The organism is Nocardioides sp. Root240, assembly GCF_001428825.1.
Taxonomy (GTDB): Bacteria; Actinomycetota; Actinomycetes; order Propionibacteriales; family Nocardioidaceae; genus Nocardioides.
Genome location: NZ_LMIT01000010.1, coordinates 92049 through 112249, shown reverse-complemented (window position 1 = coordinate 112249; position 20201 = coordinate 92049). Strand labels below are relative to the sequence as shown.

Here is a 20201-nt window from a genome sequence, read left to right as displayed (position 1 = left end):
CGTCATGGCACACACCACTCTCGTCCCGGGCCGCTACGCGGCCCCCACCGCCGGGCTCGCGCTCGCCCTCGTCGCCCTGCTCGGCGTGCTGTTCCTCCTGCAGGAGAACGGCCTGCTGCTCTCCGCCGACGCGGCGTCGTACCTGCACGAGGTCACCCACGACGCACGGCACGCCCTCGGCGTGCCGTGCCACTGAGCGAGGCGGACGATGTCCGCCCCGACCCTCGGCCGCACCGTCGGCGACGGCGCCCTCGCGGGTGCCGTCGCGGGAGGTCTCGGCGCGGCGGCGATGTACTGGCTGGTCGAGCCCTCGATCCGGGCGGCCATCGCCATCGAGGAGGCCGGTGCCGCCCATGAGCACGGTTCCGGAACGGCGCACGAGCACGGGTCCGAGGCCCTGGTGTCGCGTCCCGAACAGGTCGTCGCGGGGCTGGTGACCGTGCTCGTCGTCGGTGTCCTCATCGGCATCGCGTTCGCGCTCACGCACCGCTTCCTCGCGTCCCGCCTGCCGGGACGCACCCCGGCCGCGAGCACCATGGTCCTCGCGGGCCTGGGCTTCCTCACCTTCACCGTCGCGCCGGCGATGGTGGTGCCCGCCAACCCACCTGCGGTCGGCGACCCCGCCACCGTCGACCTGCGCACGGCCACCTATCTCGGGACGATCGTCTGCGCGGTCGCCCTGGCTGCGCTGGTGACCGGCGTCGCGCGCGCCGGCTCGCTGACCCCCGGGACCCGTGCGGTGGCCGCGGCGGTGCTCGGTGTGGTCGGCGCCGCCGTGCTCGTCGCTGTCCTTCCCCACGCCGCGGACCCGGTGCCGGCGAACGTGCCGGCCGACCTGATCTGGCGCTTCCGGGTCGCGTCGCTGGCCCAGATCGGCCTGATGTGGCTGGCCCTGGGTGCCACCTGCGCCTGGCTCGGCCAGCCCCGCACCACCGTGCCGACACGCGCCGCGCACCTCGTCGGGGCCTGAGCGCCGTGGCCGGCGACCGCGGGCCGCGGGTCCGGATGTGCCGGGGCTGCTGCTGCGGCACCCGGCGCAAGCACCCCGACGTCGACCACGACGCCATCGCCCTGGCCCTCGGGGAGGAGCTCGGTGAGGATGCCGAGCTCCTCGCGGTCGACTGCCTCTGGGCCTGCGACCTGTCCAACGTCGTGGTCGTCAACCCGTCCCCCGCGGCCCGGACCGGCGGCGCCCGCCCCGCCTGGGTCACCGAGGTCAACACCGTCGACCGGGCTCGAGTCGTCGCGCACTGGGTCCGCGCCGGCGGTCCGGGTGTCGCCCCCGTGCCCGCCGATCTCGGCGAGGTGCACACCGCAGCCGGCCTGCGCCGGATCAGCAACGCCGCCTGGTGACCGGCAGCCAACCAACCCCTTGTGAACCCCAGGAGGAACCATGGAATCCGCGATCGACACCCACCTGAAGTGCCCCCGCACGCTCTCGCGCCGGGTGCCCGACGACTACCAGCCGCCCTTCCCGATGTGGGTGGCCCGCGCCGACGCGTCGTTGCAGCAGGTCGTGATGGCCTACCTCGGCGTCCAGTACGACGACCCCGAGCGCCGGGGCGATGCGCTGGCCGCGCTGCGCACGATCGTCGGCACCTTCGACGGCCCCGACGGGCCGGTCCACCACGACCTCACCCACCACGTCGACAACCGGGACCACCACAACCTGATGGTCGTCGCCTACTGGGCGGACCCGGCGGCGTACGGCCGTTGGCTGCGCTCGGAGGCCGTCGCCGGTTGGTGGGAGTCGGACGACCGCCTGCACGACGGCCTCGGCCACTTCCGCGAGGTCGTCGCTCCACGGGTCGACCAGTTCGAGACGCTGTACGCCTTCCAGGAGCAGCTGCCCGGCGTCGGCGCCGTGATGGGCGGCATCAGTGGCGACATCAACGAGCACGGGTACTGGGGCTCGATGCGCGAGCGGTTCCCGATCTCGCAGACCGACTGGATGCAGTCGAACGGCGGACTGACCGTGGTCGAAGGGGACCCGGCCGCCGGTGGGCGGGTGGTCGTCCGCGGCCACGACAACATCGCCCTCATCCGCTCCGGCCAGGAGTGGATCGAGGCCGGCGAGGAGGAGCGCTCGCTCTACCTCGACGAGATCCAGCCGACGCTCGAGGCGGGCATGGACTTCCTGCGGGACAACGGCGAATCGGTGGGTTGCTACAGCAACCGCTACGTCCACAGCATCGACCTCGACGGCAACCCGATCGACGAGAGCTACAACATCGGCCACTGGAGCTCGCTCGACAAGCTCGAGCGCTGGGCCGAGTCGCACCCCACGCACCTGCGCATCTTCACGACCTTCTTCCGGGTCGCCGAGGGTCTCGACAAGCTGCGCCTCTACCACGAGGTCTCGGTGTCGAGCGGTTCCGAGCAGCTCTTCGAGTACGTCAACTGCCACCCCGGCACCGGCATGCTGCGTGACGCCCGCGTCGCGTCGAACGCCTGACCTGGCGTATCCCGTTCGCCCCGGGCCGGAGGTCCTTCGTCCTCCGGCCCGGGGATCCACCTTCGATCGGGGGTGCCCAACAGGCCTCCGGGAAGCGAGCCTTCGACCATGAGCATCACGACCTCCGTCTCGACCGAGCTGCGCGCCACGCGCGACCGCCTGCTGGTCCTGCGCACCGACCTCCCCGCGGCCGTGGAGGAGTTCCGCTGGCCCGACGTGGGACCGACGTTCAACTTCGTCCACGACTGGTTCGACGCGTTCGCCCGCGACAGCGACCGGCCCGGCCTGGTGATCGTCGAGGAGGACGGCGCGCGGGCGTCGTACACGTTCGGGGAGCTGGTCACCCGATCGGAGCAGGTCGCGAACCACCTCGCCGCGCAGGGCGTCCGTGCCGGTGACAGCGTCGTGGTGATGCTCGGCAACCAGGTCGAGCTGTGGGAGTCGATGCTCGCGCTGATCCGGCTGGGCGCGGTGATCATGCCGACCACGACGGCGGTCGGACCGGCCGAGCTGGTCGACCGGCTGGCGCGGGGCGACGCCCGTGCCGTGGTCGTCAACGCCGCCGACGCGGTGAAGTTCGACGAGGTGCCGGGTGACTACCTCCGGGTGGCGGTCGGTGAGGCCCCTGCCGGCTGGATCCGGTACGCCGCCGCCTTCGAGACGCCGGCTGCTCCGGTGCCGCACCCGGGCAACGCCAGCGACGACCGGCTGCTGCTCTACTTCACCTCGGGCACCACGTCGCGGCCGAAGCTGGTGGAGCACACGCACACGTCGTACCCGGTGGGTCACCTGTCGACGATGTACTGGCTGGGCCTGCAGCCCGGCGACGTGCACCTGAACATCTCCAGCCCCGGCTGGGCGAAGCACGCCTGGTCGAACTTCTTCGCGCCGTGGCTGGCCGAGGCCACGGTGTTCGTCTACAACTACGCGCGCTTCGACGCCTCCGCCCTGCTCGGGCAGATCCGGACCGAGGGCGTGACCACGTTCTGTGCGCCGCCGACGGTCTGGCGGATGCTCATCAACGCCGACCTGTCCGGTGGGAAGGGTGCGCTGCGCGAGGCGATCGCGGCCGGCGAGCCCCTCAACCCCGAGGTGATCAGCCAGGTCGAGAGGCACTGGGGCCTGACGATCCGCGACGGGTTCGGGCAGACCGAGATGACGGCCGCGATCGCGAACCCGCCAGGGCGACCCGTGAAGTCCGGTTCGATGGGCCGTCCGCTCCCCGGTGTGCCGGTCGTGCTGGTCGACCCGCTCGAGGGCACCGTCGTCGACGGTGTCGGTGAGGGCGAGATCTGCCTCGACCTCGCCGTCCGTGACGGCGCCGGCCCGCTGACGCTGATGACCGGCTACCAGGGTGATCCGGACAAGAACGCCGAGGCGATGGCCGGTGGTTTCTACCACACCGGTGACGTCGCGTCCCGCGACGAGGACGGCTGCATCACCTACATCGGGCGCACCGACGACGTGTTCAAGGCCTCGGACTACAAGGTGAGCCCGTTCGAGCTGGAGTCCGTGCTGATCGAGCACCCGGCGGTCGCGGAGGCCGCGGTCGTGCCGGCGCCCGACGCGGTGCGGCTGGCCGTCCCGAAGGCCTACGTCGCCCTGGTGGACGGGTACGCGCCGACCGCGGAGACGGCGGAGTCGATCCTGCGCCACGCGCGTGAGCACCTGGCCCCGTACCTCCGGGTACGACGGCTCGAGTTCTTCGAGCTGCCGAAGACGATCTCCGGGAAGATCCGCCGGGTCGAGCTGCGCCGACGGGAGACGGAGGTCGAGGGCAACCGGCCGACGGGCGAGTACCGCGACGAGGACTTCCCTGCCCTGAAGGGCTGAGGCCGGGGTCGACGAGATCCGCCGCCGTCAGGCCATGGACCTGACGGCGAGCAGGGGTCGCAGTGCCGCCGCCGTCGCCTCGGCGGCCTCGGTCGGCAGGCCGGGACGGGAGCACACGTGCAACCGGATCGGCTCGGGGGTCGGCAGGTCGTCGCGCCGGACCAGGCCCTCGGGCGTCTGACCGAGCGTGGCCATCAGGGCGACGCCGAGACCGGCGCCGACGGCTGCCTGGACCCCGGCCAGCTGGATCGCCTCGGCGCCGATGACCGCGGGAACCCCGTGCGCGGCGAGCGTCTCGAGGGCTCGGCTGCGCAGCGTGCACGGGCTGTCGAAGGCGACGACCGGCACCGGCGCGGGGGCGACCGGCGGCGCCCACGTGGGGGAGGAGTACCAGGCCAGGTCGAGGTCGCCGACCACGAGCGCGTCGGGGTCGTTGGTGTTGAGCATCAGCGCGAGGTCGACCGACCCGGCCGCGAGCCCCTCGCGCAGGCGGGTGCCGCGGTCGATGCGGAACCGGAACCGGGACCCTGCGGCATCGAGGGCGGCCGCGAGCGCCGGCAGGAGCTGGGCGGCGGCGTGCTCGGTCGAGCCGATCGTGATCTGCGGGACCTCCTCGACGGCGAAGGCCCGCAGGGTGTCGTCGTGCGCGGCGAGGATTTGCCGGGCGTGGCCGACCAGGCGCTCGCCGCCCGCGGTGAAGCGCGACCCGCGCCCGTGCTTCTCGACGAGCTTGGTGCCGACCGCGCCCTCGAGACGTCGTACGTGCTGGCTCACCGCGCCCTGGCTCAGGTGCAGGTGGTCGGCGGCGCGCTGGAAACCGCCGCAGTCCGCGACGGCGACGAGGCTGCGCAGCGGGGCAATGTCCAGAATCTTGGTCATGTAACCAGAGTAATCCCTGATCGATCACGCCGCGTGATCGGTTCGGATCATGAAGCCTCGTTGGATCTCTCACTCAAACCAGAGTAATTTTGTAGACAAACATCGGAACGAGTGAGGGAGCGAGCCGTCCATGGCCTCGACGCGGCAGATCCACCTGGGTGCGGTGCCCTACGGCACGGGTGGTCCGGGCAGCCACACGCTGTGGCTCGACCCCGAGATCCCGGGCGATGCGAGCGTGAGCATCGCGTGGTTCATCGAGATCGCGCAGCTGGCCGAGCGGGGGCGCTTCGACCTCGTCTTCATCGTCGACAGCCAGTTCATCACGCCGTACTCGCCGCCCCACTACCTCAACCGGCTCGAGCCGCTGACCCTGCTCAGCGCGCTCGCCACCCAGACCAGCCGGATCGGGCTGGTGGGCACCGCGACGACGAGCTTCAACAGCCCCTTCAACCTGGTACGACGCCTCGGCTCCCTCGACCTGATCAGCGGCGGTCGCGCGGGCTGGAACGTGGTCACCACCGGCGACGCCGGGACCGCGACCAACTACGGGCTCGAGGAGCACTACGACTACGACACCCGCTACGGCCGGGCGCAGGAGTTCGTCGAGCTCGCCCGCGCGCTGTGGGACTCCTACGAGGACGACGCCTTCGTCCGCGACCGGGAGAGCGGCGTCTTCCTCGATCGCACCAAGCAGCACGTCCTCGACCACGAGGGCGAGCACTTCAAGGTCCGCGGCCCGCTCAACCTGGTCCGCTCGCCGCAGGGCCACCCGGTCGTCTTCCAGGCCGGCGACTCCGACCAGGGCCGCGACCTCGGCGCCAGCGTGGGGGAGGGGATCTTCACCCACGCGCCCGACATCCCTGCCGGCCAGGCGTTCTACGACGACCTCAAGACCCGCGCCCGCACGAAGTTCGGCCGCAACCCCGACGAGCTCGTGATCATGCCCGGCATCAAGGTCGTCGTCGGCGACACCGACGAGGAGGCCCGCGAGATCGAGGCCTTCAACAACGACCGCGACCACACCTTCGAGGCCGCGCTCGAGGAGTTCGGCCGCCCGTTCGGCTGGCACGACTTCACCCAGTACGACCTCGACGCGCCCTTCCCGGCCGAGACCCTCGAGCACGGGCGCCGCTCGTTCTTCACCCAGGCCAAGGCCGTCACCGAGCGTGCCGTCGAGAACGGCTGGACGCTGCGCCAGACCGTCGAGGCGACACGCTACTTCCGCAAGAGCGAGTTCGTCGGCTCCGCCGCCACCGTCGCCGACAAGCTCGTCGAGTGGTGGGAGGCCCGCGCCTGCGACGGCTTCAACGTCGGCGTCGACCACCCGGCCAACTTCCGTCGCTTCGTCGACGAGGTCGTGCCGATCCTCCAGGAGCGCGGCGTGTTCCGCGCCGACTACGAAGCGACCACCCTGCGGGGACATCTCGGGCTCCCCGTCCCGGTCAACCGTCACACCGCGGCCCGCGCCGCGGCGGTGACCCCCTAGAGCTCCGGGCGCCCGGTCGCACCCACCGGGCGCTCGGACACCCGTCGTACCCATCCACCCGAGAACACCGCACGAAAGAGACCTCGATGTCCCTCCGTACCCGCCAGCCCGCCACGAACCTCAACCGCCGTGCCTTCCTGGGCGCCAGCCTCGGCGCCGGCCTGATCCTGGCGCTCGAGGCCTGCGGCGGCACGTCGACCGGCACCGGTTCCGGCGGCGGCGCCGGCACCATCAAGTGGGCCTGGCAGCTGCCGACCACCTGGGACCCGGTCACCTCCTCGGCCGGCTCCGACGTGCAGATGCTGGCGCTCGCCTACGACCCGATCACGGCGCTGGACCAGCAGGGCAACGCCATCCCGTGGCTCGCCGAGTCCTGGAAGTACGACGCGTCGGGCAAGAAGGTCACCTTCACCCTGCGCGCGGGCCTGAAGTTCAGCGACGGCAGCCCGCTGGACGCCACCGCCGTCGCGAAGTCGATCGAGCGCGGCCGCACCCAGTCCGGCTCGCTCATCGCGCCGCAGATGAAGACGATCAAGAAGGTCACGGCCTCCGGCGCCCGCGACGTCGTGGTGGAGCTGAGCGAGGTCGACTACCAGTACCCGTTGCTCTTCGCCGGCAAGACCGGCATGGTCGTCAACCCGGCGGTGTTCGAGAAGGACGCAGCGTCGCTGGCCACCCAGCCCGCCGGCTCGGGCCCCTTCCAGGTCACCAAGTACGTCCAGAACGACCACGCGTCGGCGAAGAAGAACCCGAATTTCTTCGCGGCCGACGAGATCAAGGTCGACAACTTCGAGCTGTACCCGCAGGCGGACCCGGCGACCGTGGTCGCCGCCGTGCAGTCCGGCCAGTACAACCTGGCCCGGCTCGGCGGTGCGCAGGTCCAGCAGGCCAAGGACGCCGGGCTGGACGTGCAGGTCCTCGAGTCGATGTTCGTCAGCGTGCTCGACGTCCACGCGGGCAAGGCACCGTGGAACGACCCTGCCGTCGTCGAGGCGCTCAAGTTCGCCATCGACCGCGAGAAGATCAAGGAGGTCGCCAACTTCGGCATCGGTGACGTCAACTACCAGCCCTTCCCGCCCGGGTACGTCGGCTACAACCCCGAGCTCGCGGACATCTACGCCCACGACCCGGACAAGGCGCGCCAGCTGCTCGCCGACGCCGGCTACACCAAGCCGGTCCCGGCCGTGCTGACCAGCTCGGGCTTCGCCCCGGCCGCGGTCGAGCTGATCCAGGCCCAGCTCAAGGAGGTGGGCATCGACGCGAGGATCGAGAACATCCCGGGCACCCAGCACACCCAGCTCGTCTACATCGAGCGCGCCAAGGCCCTGACCTACGACGGCTTCGCGGGCCGCGAGTCGCCGGTGCAGGCCTTCCAGGTGCTCTTCGGCGCCGAGGGGCTCATGAACCCGGCGCGGCAGACCAACGCCAAGCTCGAGGCGCAGCTGAAGAAGGTCAAGGAGACGCCGACCGACGACCCGTCGTACCCGGCGCTGCTCCAGGAGGCGACGAGGATCGCGGTCACGAGCTTCCCCAACACCTTCCTCTACCTGACGCCGTCGATCATCGCCCGCAAGGGCGTCTCCGAGCTGCCGAAGTCGCCGAGCCTGCGTCGCTTCGAGGGGGTGTCGACCTCGTGAGCATCGCCGCACCCGCCTCGCCGGCGACCGGCGCGGCCACTGCCGTCGGCGGCGCCGGCGGGGCGGTCGCGGCCGCCGTACGACGCACGCTTCCGTGGCTGCGCTCGCTGGCCGGCATCGTGGCCGTCACGGTCACCGTGCTCCTGCTGGCGTCCGTGATCACCTTCGCCCTCGGTGCGCTGAGCGACAGCAACCCTGCCGCCGCCGCGCTCGGGGAGACCGCGACGCAGGAGGACATCGACCGGCTCAACCACGAGTTCGGCCTCGACCGCTCGCTCGTCGCGCAGTACTTCAGCTGGGTCGGGCACGCGCTGACCGGCGACCTCGGTCGCTCCTGGTTCACGACGATCCCGGTCACCGACAGCATCCGCACCGCGCTGCCGGTCGACCTGTCGATCGCCGCCCTCGCGCTGGTGCTGGCGATCCTGATCGGCGGCGGTGCCGGCATCGGCGCCGCGCTGAGCAACGGCGGTGTGTTCGACCGCGTGGTCACGCTGGTGTGCTCCCTGCTGGGGACGCTGCCGCCGTTCGTGATCGGCATGGCGCTGATCGTCGTCTTCGCCGTCAAGCTGCAGGTGCTGCCGGCCGGCGGCTACGTGCCGATCGGCCAGGACCCGCTGGAGTGGCTGCGCTTCTCGATCCTGCCCGGCCTCGCCCTGAGCCTCGACGTCGCCGCGTCGATCGCCCGCCAGCTGCGCACGTCGCTCACCGGGGAGCTGCGCGAGAACTACGCGATCGGGGCCGAGATGCGGGGCTTCGGCCGCCGTCGGGTCCTGTTCGGGCACGTGCTGCGCAATGCCGCCGGCCCGACCCTCGCGGTGATCGGCCTCGCCATCCCGCTCATCATCGGCGGTGCCGTGATGACCGAGAAGCTCTTCGGGCTCCCCGGCGTCGCGCAGCTCGCCCTGCAGTCCGCCGAGCGCGGCGACGTACCGGTCGTGCTGGGGACGCTGCTCGTCACCGCCGTCGTCGTGGTCGCCGCCAGCCTGGTGATCAACGTGCTCCAGACCCTGCTCAACCCGGTCGCCCGCCGCGGCGACGGCACGACCGTAGGAGCCGCGTCATGACCCACCCCACGACGATCCTCGCCCTGTGGCGGGTGCCCAGCGCCCGTTTCGCCCTGCTGGTCCTGGCCGGCGTCGGCTTCCTCGCCCTGTTCGGCGGAGCCCTGGCGCCCCACGACCCGCTGCAGCAGTACACCGACCGCGTCCTGCAGGGGCCGAGCGCGGACCACCTGCTCGGCACCGACTACGTCGGGCGCGACGTGCTCAGCCGCCTGATGGAGGGCACCCGGCTCTCCGTGGTCGGTGCGGTCGAGGCGGTCGCCATCGGCGGCCTGCTCGGCGTCCCGGCCGGCCTGGTCTCGGCGTGGCTCGGGCCGCGCCTGGAGTGGGTGACGCTGCGGATCAGCGACACCCTCGTCGTGCTGCCGTTCACCGTCTTCGCGATCGCCGTCGCCGGCACCCTCGGCAACGGCCTGCAGCAGGCGATGGTCGCGATCGGCGTGCTGATCAGCCCGATCTTCTACCGCGTCACGAGGGCCGCGACGCTGGGCCTGCGCAAGGTCCAGTACGTCGAGGCGGCCGAGCTGATGGGGGCCACCGAGTGGTGGACGCTGCGCAAGCACATCTGGAGCAAGGTGCTCCCGAACGTGGCCGTCACCGCCGCCCACGTCACCGGGTCCGCGCTGCTGGTCGTCGCCTCGCTCGCCTTCCTCGGCCTCGGCGTGACGCCGCCCGCGCCGACGTGGGGCGGGATGCTCTCATCCGACCTCGGCTACCTCGCGCAGCAGCCCTGGGCGCCGGTGTACCCCGCCGTGCTGATGATGGCGACCGTCGGGTCCCTGAACCTGCTCGCCGACGCGATCCGCGACGCCACCGGCGCGACCGCATCGCCCCGGCGCCGTCCCCGCCCGTCCCCCTCCACCTCCGTCCGAGAGGAGCGACCCGATGTCGTCCCAGCCTGAGAACACGCTCCGGGTCAACGACCTGCAGGTCTCCGTGGCGGACGGCCTGGTCGCCGTCCAGGACGTCTCGTTCGCCATCCGCCGCGGCGAGTCCGTCGGGCTGGTCGGCGAGTCCGGCAGCGGCAAGACCCTCACCTGCCGGGCCGTGCTCGGCCTGCTGCCCGCGACCGGTCGCGTCGACGCCGGCCGGATCGTGCTCGGGGACGGTGCGGACGAGGTGGAGCTCACCGGCGCCCGTCGCTCGACGTGGGACCGCGTCCGCGCGGCGCGGGTGGGTGCGGTGTTCCAGGACCCGGCGTCGTACCTCAACCCGTCGCTGACGGTCGGCCACCAGCTCGCCGAGCAGCTGCGGATCAAGACCGGTCTCTCGCGGCGCGCGGCGCACGAGCGCTCGGTCGAGCTGTTCGCCGAGGTCGGCCTGCACGACCCGGCGGGCGTCTTCCACCAGTACCCGCACCAGCTGTCCGGCGGCATGCTGCAGCGCGTCCTGATCGCGATCGCGGTCTCGTGCGAGCCGGAGCTGCTCATCGCCGACGAGGCGACGACCGCGCTCGACGTCGTGATCCAGGCCGAGATCCTCGCCCTGCTGCGGCGCCTGCGCGAGACCCACGGACTGTCGCTGCTGCTGGTCACCCACGACCTCGCCGTGGTCGCCGAGAGCTGCGACCGCATCCTGGTGATGTACGGCGGACAGGTGGTCGAGAGCGGCCCGACGGAGGAGGTGCTGCGCAACCCGCAGCACCCCTACACGCGGGCGTTGATGGGTGTCGCGACGATCGGCAGCTGGCACCGCCGGCGCCTCGACGTGATCCCCGGCCAGCCGCCGGCCGCCGGCGAGGACATGCCCGGCTGCCGGTTCGCGCCGCGCTGCGCGCAGGCGAGCGCGTCCTGCACGGCCGGCCCGGTGCCGGTCGCCGACCTCGGGGCCGGCCGCACCAGCCGGTGCGTGCTGACGACCGCGACGACCGCCACGACCGCCACGACCGCTACGACCGGACAGAAGGTGCCGGCATGACCACCGCCCACGAGCTGCCCGTGCCCCTGCTGAGCGTGCGCGGCCTGTCGGTGTCCTACGCGGCGCCGCGCAAGGGCACCCACCTCGGCACGGGCGCGGCCCTGGCCGAGGCCGACCTCGACGTACGACCGGGGGAGATCGTCGGCATCGTCGGCGAGACCGGGTCGGGGAAGACCACGCTCGCCCGCGCCACCGTCGGCCTCGTCGCCCCGGCAGCCGGCACGATCGCGTTCGCCGGCTCGGACGTCGGCGGCCTGCGCGGCCGCGCCCGCAGGGCCTTTCGTCGCTCGGGCCAGGTGCAGCTGGTCTTCCAGGACCCGCTGCGCTCGCTCGACCCGGACCTGACCATCGGCGAGATCGTCCGCGAGCCGCTGGACATCGCCGGCACGCTGAGCCGTGCGGAGCGCCAGGAGCGGGTGGTCGAGTCGCTGCGGCTGGTCGGGCTCGACCCCGACGCCGTCCTCGCCCGCCACCCGCGCCAGCTCTCCGGCGGTCAGCGGCAGCGCGCCTCGCTGGCCCGCGCGATCAGCACCCGGCCGCGCCTGCTGTTCTGCGACGAGCCCGTGTCCGCGCTCGACGTGTCCAACCGCAACCTCGTGCTCAACCTGCTCGACCAGCTGCGCCGCGACCTCGACCTCGCGGTCGTGATCATCGCCCACGACCTGAGCTCCCTGGCCGGGATCGCCGACCGGGTCGCGGTGTTCTACCGCGGCCGGATCGTCGAGCAGGGCCCGATCCGCGACGTACTCGAGGACCCGGCCCACCCCTACACGGCCCTGCTCACCGCGTCGGCGCCGAGCATCGGCGACGAGGACCGGCTGCGACCCGACCAGCTCAAGCCTGCGCCGGATGCGCCGGCGTGGCCCGCCGACCTCGGCTGTGGGTTCGCGCACCGGTGCCCGTTCGTCCACGACGCGTGCGCCGACCAGCCGCGCCCGGCTCCGCTCCCGCACGCCCCTGCCCGGCAGGCCGCCTGCCACGTCGCGACGACCTGGCGCGAGCGCCTCGCCCCACCCCACCCCCACAAGGAGTCCGCATGACCCACGACGCCCGCTACCACGACGTCGAGATCCTCGGCATGATCGGCACGGCCGACGCCTCCGAGATCCGTCCCGGCAACGCCGCCGTCGTCGACCCCGACTACACCGCCCGCTTCGCGAGGGCGCACGAGGACGGCGGCTTCGACCGTGTCCTGATCGGCTACGGCTCGGGCTGGGCCGAGGGCAGCCAGGTCGCGGCGTACGCCGCCGCGCACACCGAGCGCCTCGGCCTGCTCGTCGCGCACCGCCCCGGCGTGGTCCACCCGACGCTGGCGGCGCGGACCTTCACGACGCTCGACCAGTTCAGCAAGGGCCGCGTGGCGCTGAACATCGTCACCGGCAGCAGCGACGTCGAGCAGCGCCGCGAGGGCGACTACCTGCCGCACGACGAGCGCTACGACCGCACCGACGAGTACCTCCAGGTCCTGCGCGCGGCGTGGGACACGAAGGGACCGCGCGACTTCGAGGGCCGCTACTACCGCTTCGAGGGCGCCACCCCGCAGGTCTTCCCGCACCACGACCGGCACCTGGAGCTCTTCTTCGGCGGCAGCTCCCCGGCGGCGTACGTCGTCGGGGGCAGGCACGCCGACACCTACATGCTGTGGGGGGAGCCGCTGAAGGAGACCGGCGAGCAGGTCGCCACCGTCGCCGCCAGTGCCGCCGCGGCCGGCCGGCCGGAGCGACCGAGGATCTCGGTGTCCTTCCGGCCGATCCTCGGCGCGACCGACGAGGCCGCGTGGGAGCGGGCGCACGGCATCCTCGACACGATCAACGGCGCCGTCGGGGCGGCGTTCAAGCAGAAGGTCGGCCAGATGCACCCGCAGGGCCGGGCGCCCGAGAACGCCGGCTCCCAGCGGCTGCTGGCCGTCGCCGAGAAGGGCGAGCTGCACGACCGCTGCCTGTGGACCCCGACGGCACAGGCCGTTGGCGGCGGCGGGAACTCGACCGCCCTCGTCGGGTCGCCGGAGACCGTCGCGGCCGCGATCCTCGACTACGTCGAGATCGGCGTCGACACCGTGCTGATCCGCGGCTACGACCCGTTGCAGGACGCCATCGACTACGGCCGCGACCTGCTGCCGCTGGTCCGCCAGGAGCTCGCCCACCGCGCCGCCACCCGACGTACCGAGACGGCGGCTGTCTAGTGTGCCGTCCCGGATGCCGTCGGCTGGTGGGCGTGCTCAGGGTGCGTGCATCGCAAGGCGCCGGCACGCAGCCATACCGGGCCGTCTTGCAAGTGGCGGCAACGCCGCGAGGTGCGTGCCATGTGTGCGCGCAGCGTCCGATGGCGTCCGGGACGGTGCACTAGCCGTGCGTCCGTTGGAAGGAGTGCGGGTCGTCGAGCTGGCGCATGTCGCCGCGGGGCCGTTCGCGGGCATGCTGCTCGCGGACCTCGGCGCCGACGTGGTCAAGGTCGAGCCGCCGACGGGTGACCAGATGCGAGCCTGGCCGCCCTTCGCCGACGATGGCGAGGAGCGGTTCAGCCACAACTTCGCCTCGGTCAACCGCAACAAGCGCTCGGTGGTCGCCGACCTCAAGGACCCGGACGACCTGGCGCGCGTGCAGCAGCTCGTCGCGGCGGCCGACGTGGTCGTCGAGAACTACCGGCCGGGCGTGCTCGATCGCCTCGGCCTCGGGTACGACGCCGTGCGTGTCGGCCACCCGGGCCTGGTCTACTGCTCGATCTCGGGCTACGGGCTGTCCAGCCCGTACGTCAACGACGGCGCCTACGACGTCGTGATCCAGGGGATGTCCGGGCTGATGAGCGTCACCGGCGAGGCCGCCGGCGGACCGGTCAAGGCGGGCGTGCCGGTCGGCGACTTCACGGCCGGGCTCTACGCGGCGTACACGATCGCTGCGTTGCTGCCCCAGGTCCGGGGGAGCGGGACGTCGGTGCGGGTCGACTGCCCGATGCTCGACTGCCTGCTCGGGGTCTCCGCGCTGCAGACCAGCGAGTACTGGGGATCCGGCGTCGAGCCGCGACGGCTCGGCACCGCGCACCCGCGCAATGCGCCCTACCAGGGATTCACCGCCGCGGACGGGGACTTCACGGTGGCCGCGGGCAACGACCGGCTCTGGGCGGCGGTCGCCGAGGTCGTCGGGGCACCGGACCTGGTGCAGGACCCCCGGTTCCGCACGCAGCTCGACCGCGTACACCACCAGCACGAGCTCGAGGGACTGCTGCAGGAGCGGTTCGCCGAGGAGAAGCGCGACCACTGGCTGACCGCGCTGCGCGAGCGTGGCGTGCCGTGCGGTCCGGTCAACACCTTCGGCGAGGTCCTCGCTGACCCGCACGTCGAGGCCACCGGCCTGGTCGGCACGCTCGACGTACCGGTCGCGGGCCCGACGCCGACCGTGCTCTTCCCGGTCCGGGTCGAGGGACTCTCGCCGCGGTTGGACCGTGGGGCGCCACGCCTCGGCGCCGACGACGCCGTGCACGACGAGTGGGCGGCGGCCCGATGAGCGTCCGTGTCGAGCGCGGCGACGTCTGGACGGTCACCCTGGACCGCCCCGACCGCGCCAACGCGCTGTCCGCCGCGCTGGTCGAGGCGCTGCACGGCGTGCTCGACGAGGCCACCACGGCGCCACCCGAGGCGCTGGTGCTCCGCGGCAACGCGCGGCACTTCGCGGCCGGCTTCGACCTCGGCGGGCTCGACACGGAGACCGACGCCTCGCTGGCGTCGCGCTTCCTGCGCATCGGACTGCTGCTGGAACGGCTGGTCGCGGCGCCGTACCCGACCGTCGCGGTGGCGGAGGGTGCCGCGGTCGGTGCGGGGGCCGATCTCGTGCTCGCCTGCGACCACCGGCTGGTGGACCCCTCGGTCACCCTGCGCTTCCCCGGCTCCGCGTTCGGCGTCGCGCTCGGCACCGTGCGCCGGGCCGAGATGGGGCCCGACCTGACCACCGGCGTGCCGGCCGCGTTGCCCGACGTGCTGCGCGCGCCCCACCCGCCCCGCCCACCCCACGACAGCGACGCCGAGCTCGCGGCCCTGGCCCGCTCGGTCGCCGTACCCGGTCTTCGGGACCGGATCGCCGCCTACCGGGCGACCCTGACGAAGGAGAACGCATGACCCAGCAGCAGATCGTCCCCGTCGAGACCGACGTCCCGGAGCTCGCCGCCTTCGCCGAGCGGGTGGCGGGGCTGATCGCGGACGGCATCGACGAGCAGGCACTCACCGCGGCGGTCCGCGACGACCTGGAGGCGACCCTCGCCGCCGGCTTCGCGCTGCCGGCCGACAAGACCGTGCCGGACCCGCAGCGCTACGTGATGTACCCACTGCACGTCGCCGCCGACGGCTCCTTCTCGATCGCCAGCGCGGTCTGGAACGTCGGCCAGGGCACGCCCGTGCACGGCCACGAGACGTGGGGCGTGGTCGGGATCCACAGTGGCACCGAGGTCGAGACCCGCTTCGCCAAGCCGACCGTGCCCGACGTGCCGCTGGTCGAGGAGGGCACCGACGAGTGGACCACCGGCCAGGTGACCGTCTGCTGCACCACCGACGACGACGTCCACCAGGTCCGCTGCGGCGGTGACGTGCCGGTCGTCGGCATCCACGTCTACGGCGCCGACATCGGCACCCTGCCGCGCCGTTCCTACGACCCCGACACCGGCGCCGTCCACTGGTTCACGTCCACGTGGGCACGTCCGGCCGCTGAGAAGGAGAGCCACCGATGACCGTGACTGCCTGGGACGAGCCCGCCGGCGGTACGCCGCGCGGCACCCTGGTCGTGCTGCCCGGACGGGGCGAGACCCCCGCGTCGTACGAGCGCTTCGGGCGCCGGCTGTCCGCGGACGCCTGGCGCGTGCGCCTGGTGCCCGTCGACCTCGACGACCTCGACGCGGCCCACGAGCAGGTCGAGAAGCTGCTCGCCGACGAGTCGCTCCCGGCGCCGAAGGTGCTGGTCGGCACCGACTCCGGCGCGGCCCTCGCCGCGCTGCTCGCGCCGTCCCTGCCGGTCGACGGCGTGGTCGTGGCCGGCGTCGCCCTGCCCGGCTCGGCCGGTGTCGGCTCGTGGGAGGACGAGGTCGAGGCCCGCACCGCCTGCCCCGTCCACCGCCGCGTGATCGGCGAGGACGCCGGCTTCGCCCGCGGCGGCCTCAACCTGCCGCTGCCGTGGGCGTCCGTGGCGCCCGAGGGCCCGGGCAAGCCGGTGCTCGTGCTGCACGGCTCCGCCGACCCGGTGACCGCGCCCACCGACGCCCTCGCCCTCTACGACGGCGTGCCCGACGTCCGTGTCCGGCTGGTCAACGGCGGCCGCCACGACGTCCTCAACGACGCCTCCCACCGGTCCGTCGCCGCGACCATCGTGCTCTTCCTCGAGTCGCTCAAGCTGGGACCCGAGCTGCCCGACGTGGTCAGCGAGCCGGCCACGAGCGGTGCTCGATGACCGTCCTCGCGACCAACCAGGACCTCGACCCGGCCCGGCTCCGCCAGGCCTTCGGCGTCTTCCCCAGCGGCGTCGTGGCCGTCGCGGCCGAGGTCGGCGGCCGTCCGCTCGGCCTGGCCGCCAGCTCCTTCACCTCGGTGAGCCTCGATCCGCCGCTCGTGTCGATCAACCTCGCGGCGACGTCGAAGACCTGGCCCGACCTGCGCGCCGCCCCGCACCTCGGCGTCACCGTGCTCGCCGACCACCACGACGTGGTCTGCCGCCAGCTGGCCGGTCCCGTCGACAGCCGCTTCGACGGCGTACCGCTGACGACGACGCCGGAGGGCGCGGTCCTGGTGGCCGACGGCCTCGCGCAGTTCGACTGCACGATCTACCGCGAGGTGGAGGCCGGCGACCACGTGCTGGTGCTGCTCGAGCTGCACGCGGTCGCCCACGTCGACCACGCGAGCACCCAGACCCCGCTGGTGTTCCACCGCAGCGGGTTCGGCCGGGTGCGGCCGCTGCACGCGGCGCCGTAGCTCAGCGGGTCGTGCCGTACGGCGCGTGGTCGACCACGTGGTCGCGCAACCGTGCCGCCGCGGGCGCCAGCGGCCGGTCGGTGCGCCAGGTCAGGCCGATCGTCCGCCGGGCGCGGGCCTGCGTGATCCGCAGGCTGATCGTCCCCGATAGGCCGGCCTGCGCCTCGGGCACGATCGCGAACCCCAGGCCCGCGGCGACGAGACCCTCGATGGTGACCAGGTCGGCGCTCTCGAAGGACACCTTCGGCGCGACGCCCGCGTCGGCGAGCAGCCCGTCGACGAGGACCCGGTGGCCGAAGCCGGCCGGTGTCGTCACGAGTTCGTCGTCGGCGAGGTCGGACAGCGCGACCTGCTTGCGCTGGTGGAGCCGGTGGTTGCGGCCCACGATCACCACGAGGCGCTCCTCCTGCAGGGGTGCCCAGGCGAAGTCGCCCTCCGGGCGGGTGGAGGTGATCGCCAGCTCGGCGGCCCCGCTGCGCAGGTCGCGCAGGATGTCGTGGCCCGGCTCCTGCGTCAGCTCGACGCGGACCAGCGGCGCCAGCTCGTGGAAGCTCCGGAGCACCTGCGGGACCAGCGAGGTCGCCATCGAGTCGAGGAAGGCCAGTCGTACGACGCCCCGGTCCGGGTCGCGTCGTACCGCCAGCTCGCGCTCCAGCTGCTGGTGACGCGCGAGCACCTCGCGCGCCGACTCGACGACCAGCTCTCCGTCGGGCGTGGTGATGATGCCTGTCGGCACCCGTTCGAACAGCCGCACGCCGAGCTCGTCCTCGACCCGGGCCAGCGCGCGCGACAGGGTCGGCTGGCTGACGCCCAGGACCGCCGCCGTGTCCGTGACGTGCCCGGTGTCGGCGAGCGCCACGATCCAGTCGAGGTCGCGGATCAGCACGCCCGCCATCATACGTTTGACGTATGGGATTCCGCCGTTGGAGGCATTGGACGTATGACCTGCGCCGGCGGACCCTCGTCGGGTGAGCATCAGCGAGAGGGCCGGGGCGCCGGTCGTCGACGGGCACGCACCGGGGAGTGCCGGCTACCGGCGCGTGATGGCGGCGATGTTCGCCGCGGGCCTCGGGACGTTCGTGCTGCTCTACGCCACCCAGGCCCTGCTGCCCGAGCTGCACACGACCTTCGGAGTCAGCCCGGCCCAGGCCACGCTGAGCGTGTCGCTCACCACCGCCGGCCTCGCCCTCGGCCTGCTCGTCGCCGGTCCCGCCTCCGAGGTCCTCGGCCGCACGCCGCTGGTCGTGGGCTCCGTCTGGCTGGCCACCGCGGTCGCCTGGCTGTGTCCGTTCGCCTGGTCGTGGTCCTCCTTCCTGGCCCTGCGGCTGGTCGAGGGGCTGGCCCTCGCCGGGCTGCCGGCGGTCGCGACGGCGTACCTCCGCGAGGAGCTGCAGCCCTCCGCCGTCGCCCGCGCCACCGGCCTCTACATCGGCGGTACGGCGATCGGCGGCATGGCCGGCCGCCTCGTCACCGCGCCCGTCGCCGACGTCGCTGGGTGGCGGTGGGCGATGGCCGCGGCGGCCGCGCTCGCGCTGCTGTGCGCCCTGGCGGTCACCGTCTGGCTGCCGCCCTCACGTCGCTTCACCCCACGCCCGCACGACCGCGCCCGCTTCCTCGCCATGTCGGGCATCGCCCTCCGCGACCCGGCCCTGCGCAGCCTGTACCTCCTCGGCGCCTGCTCGGTCGGGACGCTCGTCGCGGTCTTCAACGCCCTCGGCTTCCGGCTGACCTCGTCGCCGTACCACCTCAGCCTGGGTGCGATCAGCCTGCTGTACCTCGTCTACCCGCTCGGCACCGTCAGCTCGTCGGTGTCGGGCGCGCTCGCCGACCGTTTCGGCCGGCGCTCGGTGCTGCCGTTCGGCTGCCTGCTCTCCGTCCTCGGCGTGCTCTGCACCCTGCTGCCGTCGTTGCCGGCGGTCGTCGTCGGGCTGGCCTGCCTGACGGCGGGCTTCTTCGTGATGCACGGGCTCGCCAGCAGCTGGGTCGCCGTGCGCGCCCACCTCGCCGGGGCGAGCTCGAGCCAGGCCGCGGCGTTCTACCTCTGCTCCTACTACGTCGGCTCGTCGGTCTTCGGGTCCCTCGGCGGCACCGCCTGGTCCGCAGGGGGGTGGGGCGGCGTCGGCGTGCTGGCACTGGTGCTGCTCGGGGTGGCCGGCGCCGCGGTCGCGAGGTTGTGCCGGACGCCGAACCTGACCGTGCCCCACCCGGTCTGAACCCCCGGAGCGTGGGTAACGCCGCTCCAGGCGACTCGGACCCAGGGTCGCTGCGTTCCTCCCAGCGACAGGTGCACGACCCCATGACCGAGCTGCTCCCCGCTCCCGCCACCCCCCTGACCGTGGCCTTCGGCCCGCTGGACATCACCTACGACGAACGCGTGCTCACGCCGCGCCCGTGGACCACGCTGCAGTCGTACTGGGCGCACGAGCTCCTCGACACCGCGCCGCCCGGCCCCGTGCTCGAGCTGTGCAGCGGGGTCGGCCACATCGGCCTGCTCGCGATCCACGGCACCGACCGCCGGCTCGTCTGCGTCGACGTGGACCCGGTCGCCTGCGGCTACGTCCTCGAGAACGCGGAGGCCGCCGGGCTGAGCGCCCGCGTCGAGGTGCACGACGTCGCCCTGTCGGCGTACGACGCCGACCACACCTTCGGCCTGATCATCGCCGACCCGCCGTGGGTCCTCACCGAGCACGTCGCCTGCTTCCCCGCCGACCCGGTCCTCGCGATCGACGGTGGAACCGACGGCCTCGCCATCGCCCGCGAGTGCCTCGCCGTGATCGACCGGCTCCTCGCCCCCGACGGCGCCGCCCTGCTGCAGCTGGGCTCCGTCGCCCAGACCGGAGCGCTCGGCGACGAGCTGCCCGAGGGGCTGCGGGCCGCCGAGGTGCGGGCCGAGCCCGGGCACGGGCTGGTCGTGAAGCTGGTCCGCCCCTGACCCGTCCAGCGGGCGAGGTCTGAGGAGCGCCAGCGACGAGCCTGCTCGGTGGTT

21 protein-coding genes are annotated in these 20201 nt (G+C 73.0%); 19 read left to right on the top strand and 2 right to left on the bottom strand.

What is annotated here, in order from left to right; translation table 11 throughout:
- Nucleotides 1-4 precede the first annotated feature (4 nt).
- From ASE20_RS10610 to ASE20_RS10590, 5 genes are all read left to right on the top strand, one after another.
- Complete coding sequence (locus ASE20_RS10610) at nucleotides 5-196, top strand: CbtB domain-containing protein (RefSeq protein WP_056894531.1); 192 nt, start codon at nucleotides 5-7, stop codon at nucleotides 194-196.
- 12 nt (nucleotides 197-208) lie between these two features.
- Nucleotides 209-970, top strand: a complete 762-nt coding sequence (locus ASE20_RS10605; RefSeq protein ID WP_056894530.1) for a CbtA family protein — start codon at nucleotides 209-211, stop codon at nucleotides 968-970.
- A 5-nt stretch (nucleotides 971-975) separates the two neighbouring features.
- Nucleotides 976-1353 (top strand): (2Fe-2S) ferredoxin domain-containing protein, encoded by a 378-nt coding sequence (locus tag ASE20_RS10600; RefSeq protein ID WP_200952774.1) that lies wholly within the window; start codon nucleotides 976-978, stop codon nucleotides 1351-1353.
- A 40-nt stretch (nucleotides 1354-1393) separates the two neighbouring features.
- The gene (locus tag ASE20_RS10595; protein ID WP_056894529.1) at nucleotides 1394-2455 is read left to right on the top strand and encodes a phenylacetaldoxime dehydratase family protein; all 1062 of its coding nucleotides are present in this window, start codon (nucleotides 1394-1396) and stop codon (nucleotides 2453-2455) included.
- Between the two features lie 108 nt (nucleotides 2456-2563).
- Nucleotides 2564-4288 carry an AMP-binding protein gene (locus tag ASE20_RS10590; RefSeq protein WP_056894528.1) on the top strand — a complete coding sequence of 575 codons (1725 nt, stop codon included), beginning with the start codon at nucleotides 2564-2566 and terminating at the stop codon, nucleotides 4286-4288.
- Nucleotides 4289-4315: 27 nt separating this feature from the next.
- Here the strand turns inward: ASE20_RS10590 and ASE20_RS10585 are convergent, their stop codons facing one another.
- Nucleotides 4316-5167, bottom strand: a complete 852-nt coding sequence (locus ASE20_RS10585; protein WP_056894527.1) for a LysR family transcriptional regulator — start codon at nucleotides 5165-5167, stop codon at nucleotides 4316-4318.
- Nucleotides 5168-5297: 130 nt separating this feature from the next.
- On the opposite strand from ASE20_RS10585, the gene ASE20_RS10580 reads away from it, so the two are divergent.
- From ASE20_RS10580 to ASE20_RS10525, 12 genes are all read left to right on the top strand, one after another.
- Complete coding sequence (locus ASE20_RS10580) at nucleotides 5298-6653, top strand: LLM class flavin-dependent oxidoreductase (RefSeq protein WP_056894526.1); 1356 nt, start codon at nucleotides 5298-5300, stop codon at nucleotides 6651-6653.
- Nucleotides 6654-6739: 86 nt separating this feature from the next.
- Nucleotides 6740-8290, top strand: coding sequence for an ABC transporter substrate-binding protein (locus ASE20_RS10575; RefSeq protein ID WP_056894525.1), 1551 nt, complete (start codon nucleotides 6740-6742; stop codon nucleotides 8288-8290).
- Nucleotides 8287-9357, top strand: a complete 1071-nt coding sequence (locus ASE20_RS10570; protein ID WP_056894524.1) for an ABC transporter permease — start codon at nucleotides 8287-8289, stop codon at nucleotides 9355-9357. Before ASE20_RS10575 ends, ASE20_RS10570 begins: the two co-directional genes overlap by 4 nt.
- Nucleotides 9354-10256 carry an ABC transporter permease gene (locus tag ASE20_RS10565; protein WP_056894523.1) on the top strand — a complete coding sequence of 301 codons (903 nt, stop codon included), beginning with the start codon at nucleotides 9354-9356 and terminating at the stop codon, nucleotides 10254-10256. Before ASE20_RS10570 ends, ASE20_RS10565 begins: the two co-directional genes overlap by 4 nt.
- Nucleotides 10240-11271 carry an ABC transporter ATP-binding protein gene (locus ASE20_RS10560; RefSeq protein ID WP_082612319.1) on the top strand — a complete coding sequence of 344 codons (1032 nt, stop codon included), beginning with the start codon at nucleotides 10240-10242 and terminating at the stop codon, nucleotides 11269-11271. Before ASE20_RS10565 ends, ASE20_RS10560 begins: the two co-directional genes overlap by 17 nt.
- Nucleotides 11268-12311, top strand: coding sequence for an ABC transporter ATP-binding protein (locus ASE20_RS10555; protein WP_056895143.1), 1044 nt, complete (start codon nucleotides 11268-11270; stop codon nucleotides 12309-12311). Before ASE20_RS10560 ends, ASE20_RS10555 begins: the two co-directional genes overlap by 4 nt.
- Entirely contained in the window at nucleotides 12308-13453 is a 1146-nt protein-coding gene (locus ASE20_RS10550; RefSeq protein ID WP_056894522.1) for an LLM class flavin-dependent oxidoreductase, read from the top strand. The genes ASE20_RS10555 and ASE20_RS10550 overlap by 4 nt, the downstream gene beginning before the upstream one ends.
- A gap of 166 nt (nucleotides 13454-13619) precedes the next feature.
- Nucleotides 13620-14771 (top strand): CaiB/BaiF CoA transferase family protein, encoded by a 1152-nt coding sequence (locus tag ASE20_RS10545; RefSeq protein WP_056894521.1) that lies wholly within the window; start codon nucleotides 13620-13622, stop codon nucleotides 14769-14771.
- The gene (locus tag ASE20_RS10540) at nucleotides 14768-15379 is read left to right on the top strand and encodes an enoyl-CoA hydratase/isomerase family protein (RefSeq protein WP_157538493.1); all 612 of its coding nucleotides are present in this window, start codon (nucleotides 14768-14770) and stop codon (nucleotides 15377-15379) included. Before ASE20_RS10545 ends, ASE20_RS10540 begins: the two co-directional genes overlap by 4 nt.
- Nucleotides 15376-15984 (top strand): cysteine dioxygenase family protein, encoded by a 609-nt coding sequence (locus ASE20_RS10535; protein WP_056894519.1) that lies wholly within the window; start codon nucleotides 15376-15378, stop codon nucleotides 15982-15984. The genes ASE20_RS10540 and ASE20_RS10535 overlap by 4 nt, the downstream gene beginning before the upstream one ends.
- A complete protein-coding gene (locus ASE20_RS10530; protein WP_056894518.1) occupies nucleotides 15981-16697 on the top strand; it encodes an alpha/beta hydrolase in 717 nt (238 codons plus the stop codon). Before ASE20_RS10535 ends, ASE20_RS10530 begins: the two co-directional genes overlap by 4 nt.
- The gene (locus tag ASE20_RS10525) at nucleotides 16694-17215 is read left to right on the top strand and encodes a flavin reductase family protein (RefSeq protein WP_056894517.1); all 522 of its coding nucleotides are present in this window, start codon (nucleotides 16694-16696) and stop codon (nucleotides 17213-17215) included. Before ASE20_RS10530 ends, ASE20_RS10525 begins: the two co-directional genes overlap by 4 nt.
- A 1-nt stretch (nucleotide 17216) precedes the next feature.
- Here ASE20_RS10525 and ASE20_RS10520 read toward each other — a convergent pair whose 3' ends face one another.
- Nucleotides 17217-18101, bottom strand: a complete 885-nt coding sequence (locus ASE20_RS10520) for a LysR family transcriptional regulator (RefSeq protein ID WP_056895142.1) — start codon at nucleotides 18099-18101, stop codon at nucleotides 17217-17219.
- 82 nt (nucleotides 18102-18183) lie between these two features.
- On the opposite strand from ASE20_RS10520, the gene ASE20_RS10515 reads away from it, so the two are divergent.
- The gene (locus tag ASE20_RS10515) at nucleotides 18184-19428 is read left to right on the top strand and encodes an MFS transporter (protein ID WP_200952773.1); all 1245 of its coding nucleotides are present in this window, start codon (nucleotides 18184-18186) and stop codon (nucleotides 19426-19428) included.
- An 83-nt stretch (nucleotides 19429-19511) separates the two neighbouring features.
- Complete coding sequence (locus ASE20_RS10510) at nucleotides 19512-20147, top strand: methyltransferase (RefSeq protein ID WP_056894516.1); 636 nt, start codon at nucleotides 19512-19514, stop codon at nucleotides 20145-20147.
- The last annotated feature ends 54 nt before the right edge of the window (nucleotides 20148-20201 follow it).

Excerpts from the sequence above, each read along its gene's own strand:
- ASE20_RS10610 (WP_056894531.1), top strand. The coding sequence starts at position 5 with ATGGCACACACCACTCTCGTCCCGGGCCGCTACGCGGCCCCCACCGCC.
- ASE20_RS10605 (WP_056894530.1), top strand. The coding sequence starts at position 209 with ATGTCCGCCCCGACCCTCGGCCGCACCGTCGGCGACGGCGCCCTCGCG.
- ASE20_RS10595 (WP_056894529.1), top strand. The coding sequence starts at position 1,394 with ATGGAATCCGCGATCGACACCCACCTGAAGTGCCCCCGCACGCTCTCG.
- ASE20_RS10590 (WP_056894528.1), top strand. The coding sequence starts at position 2,564 with ATGAGCATCACGACCTCCGTCTCGACCGAGCTGCGCGCCACGCGCGAC.
- ASE20_RS10585 (WP_056894527.1), bottom strand. The coding sequence starts at position 5,167 with ATGACCAAGATTCTGGACATTGCCCCGCTGCGCAGCCTCGTCGCCGTC.
- ASE20_RS10580 (WP_056894526.1), top strand. The coding sequence starts at position 5,298 with ATGGCCTCGACGCGGCAGATCCACCTGGGTGCGGTGCCCTACGGCACG.
- ASE20_RS10575 (WP_056894525.1), top strand. The coding sequence starts at position 6,740 with ATGTCCCTCCGTACCCGCCAGCCCGCCACGAACCTCAACCGCCGTGCC.
- ASE20_RS10565 (WP_056894523.1), top strand. The coding sequence starts at position 9,354 with ATGACCCACCCCACGACGATCCTCGCCCTGTGGCGGGTGCCCAGCGCC.
- ASE20_RS10560 (WP_082612319.1), top strand. The coding sequence starts at position 10,240 with ATGTCGTCCCAGCCTGAGAACACGCTCCGGGTCAACGACCTGCAGGTC.
- ASE20_RS10555 (WP_056895143.1), top strand. The coding sequence starts at position 11,268 with ATGACCACCGCCCACGAGCTGCCCGTGCCCCTGCTGAGCGTGCGCGGC.
- ASE20_RS10550 (WP_056894522.1), top strand. The coding sequence starts at position 12,308 with ATGACCCACGACGCCCGCTACCACGACGTCGAGATCCTCGGCATGATC.
- ASE20_RS10540 (WP_157538493.1), top strand. The coding sequence starts at position 14,768 with ATGAGCGTCCGTGTCGAGCGCGGCGACGTCTGGACGGTCACCCTGGAC.
- ASE20_RS10535 (WP_056894519.1), top strand. The coding sequence starts at position 15,376 with ATGACCCAGCAGCAGATCGTCCCCGTCGAGACCGACGTCCCGGAGCTC.
- ASE20_RS10530 (WP_056894518.1), top strand. The coding sequence starts at position 15,981 with ATGACCGTGACTGCCTGGGACGAGCCCGCCGGCGGTACGCCGCGCGGC.
- ASE20_RS10525 (WP_056894517.1), top strand. The coding sequence starts at position 16,694 with ATGACCGTCCTCGCGACCAACCAGGACCTCGACCCGGCCCGGCTCCGC.
- ASE20_RS10510 (WP_056894516.1), top strand. The coding sequence starts at position 19,512 with ATGACCGAGCTGCTCCCCGCTCCCGCCACCCCCCTGACCGTGGCCTTC.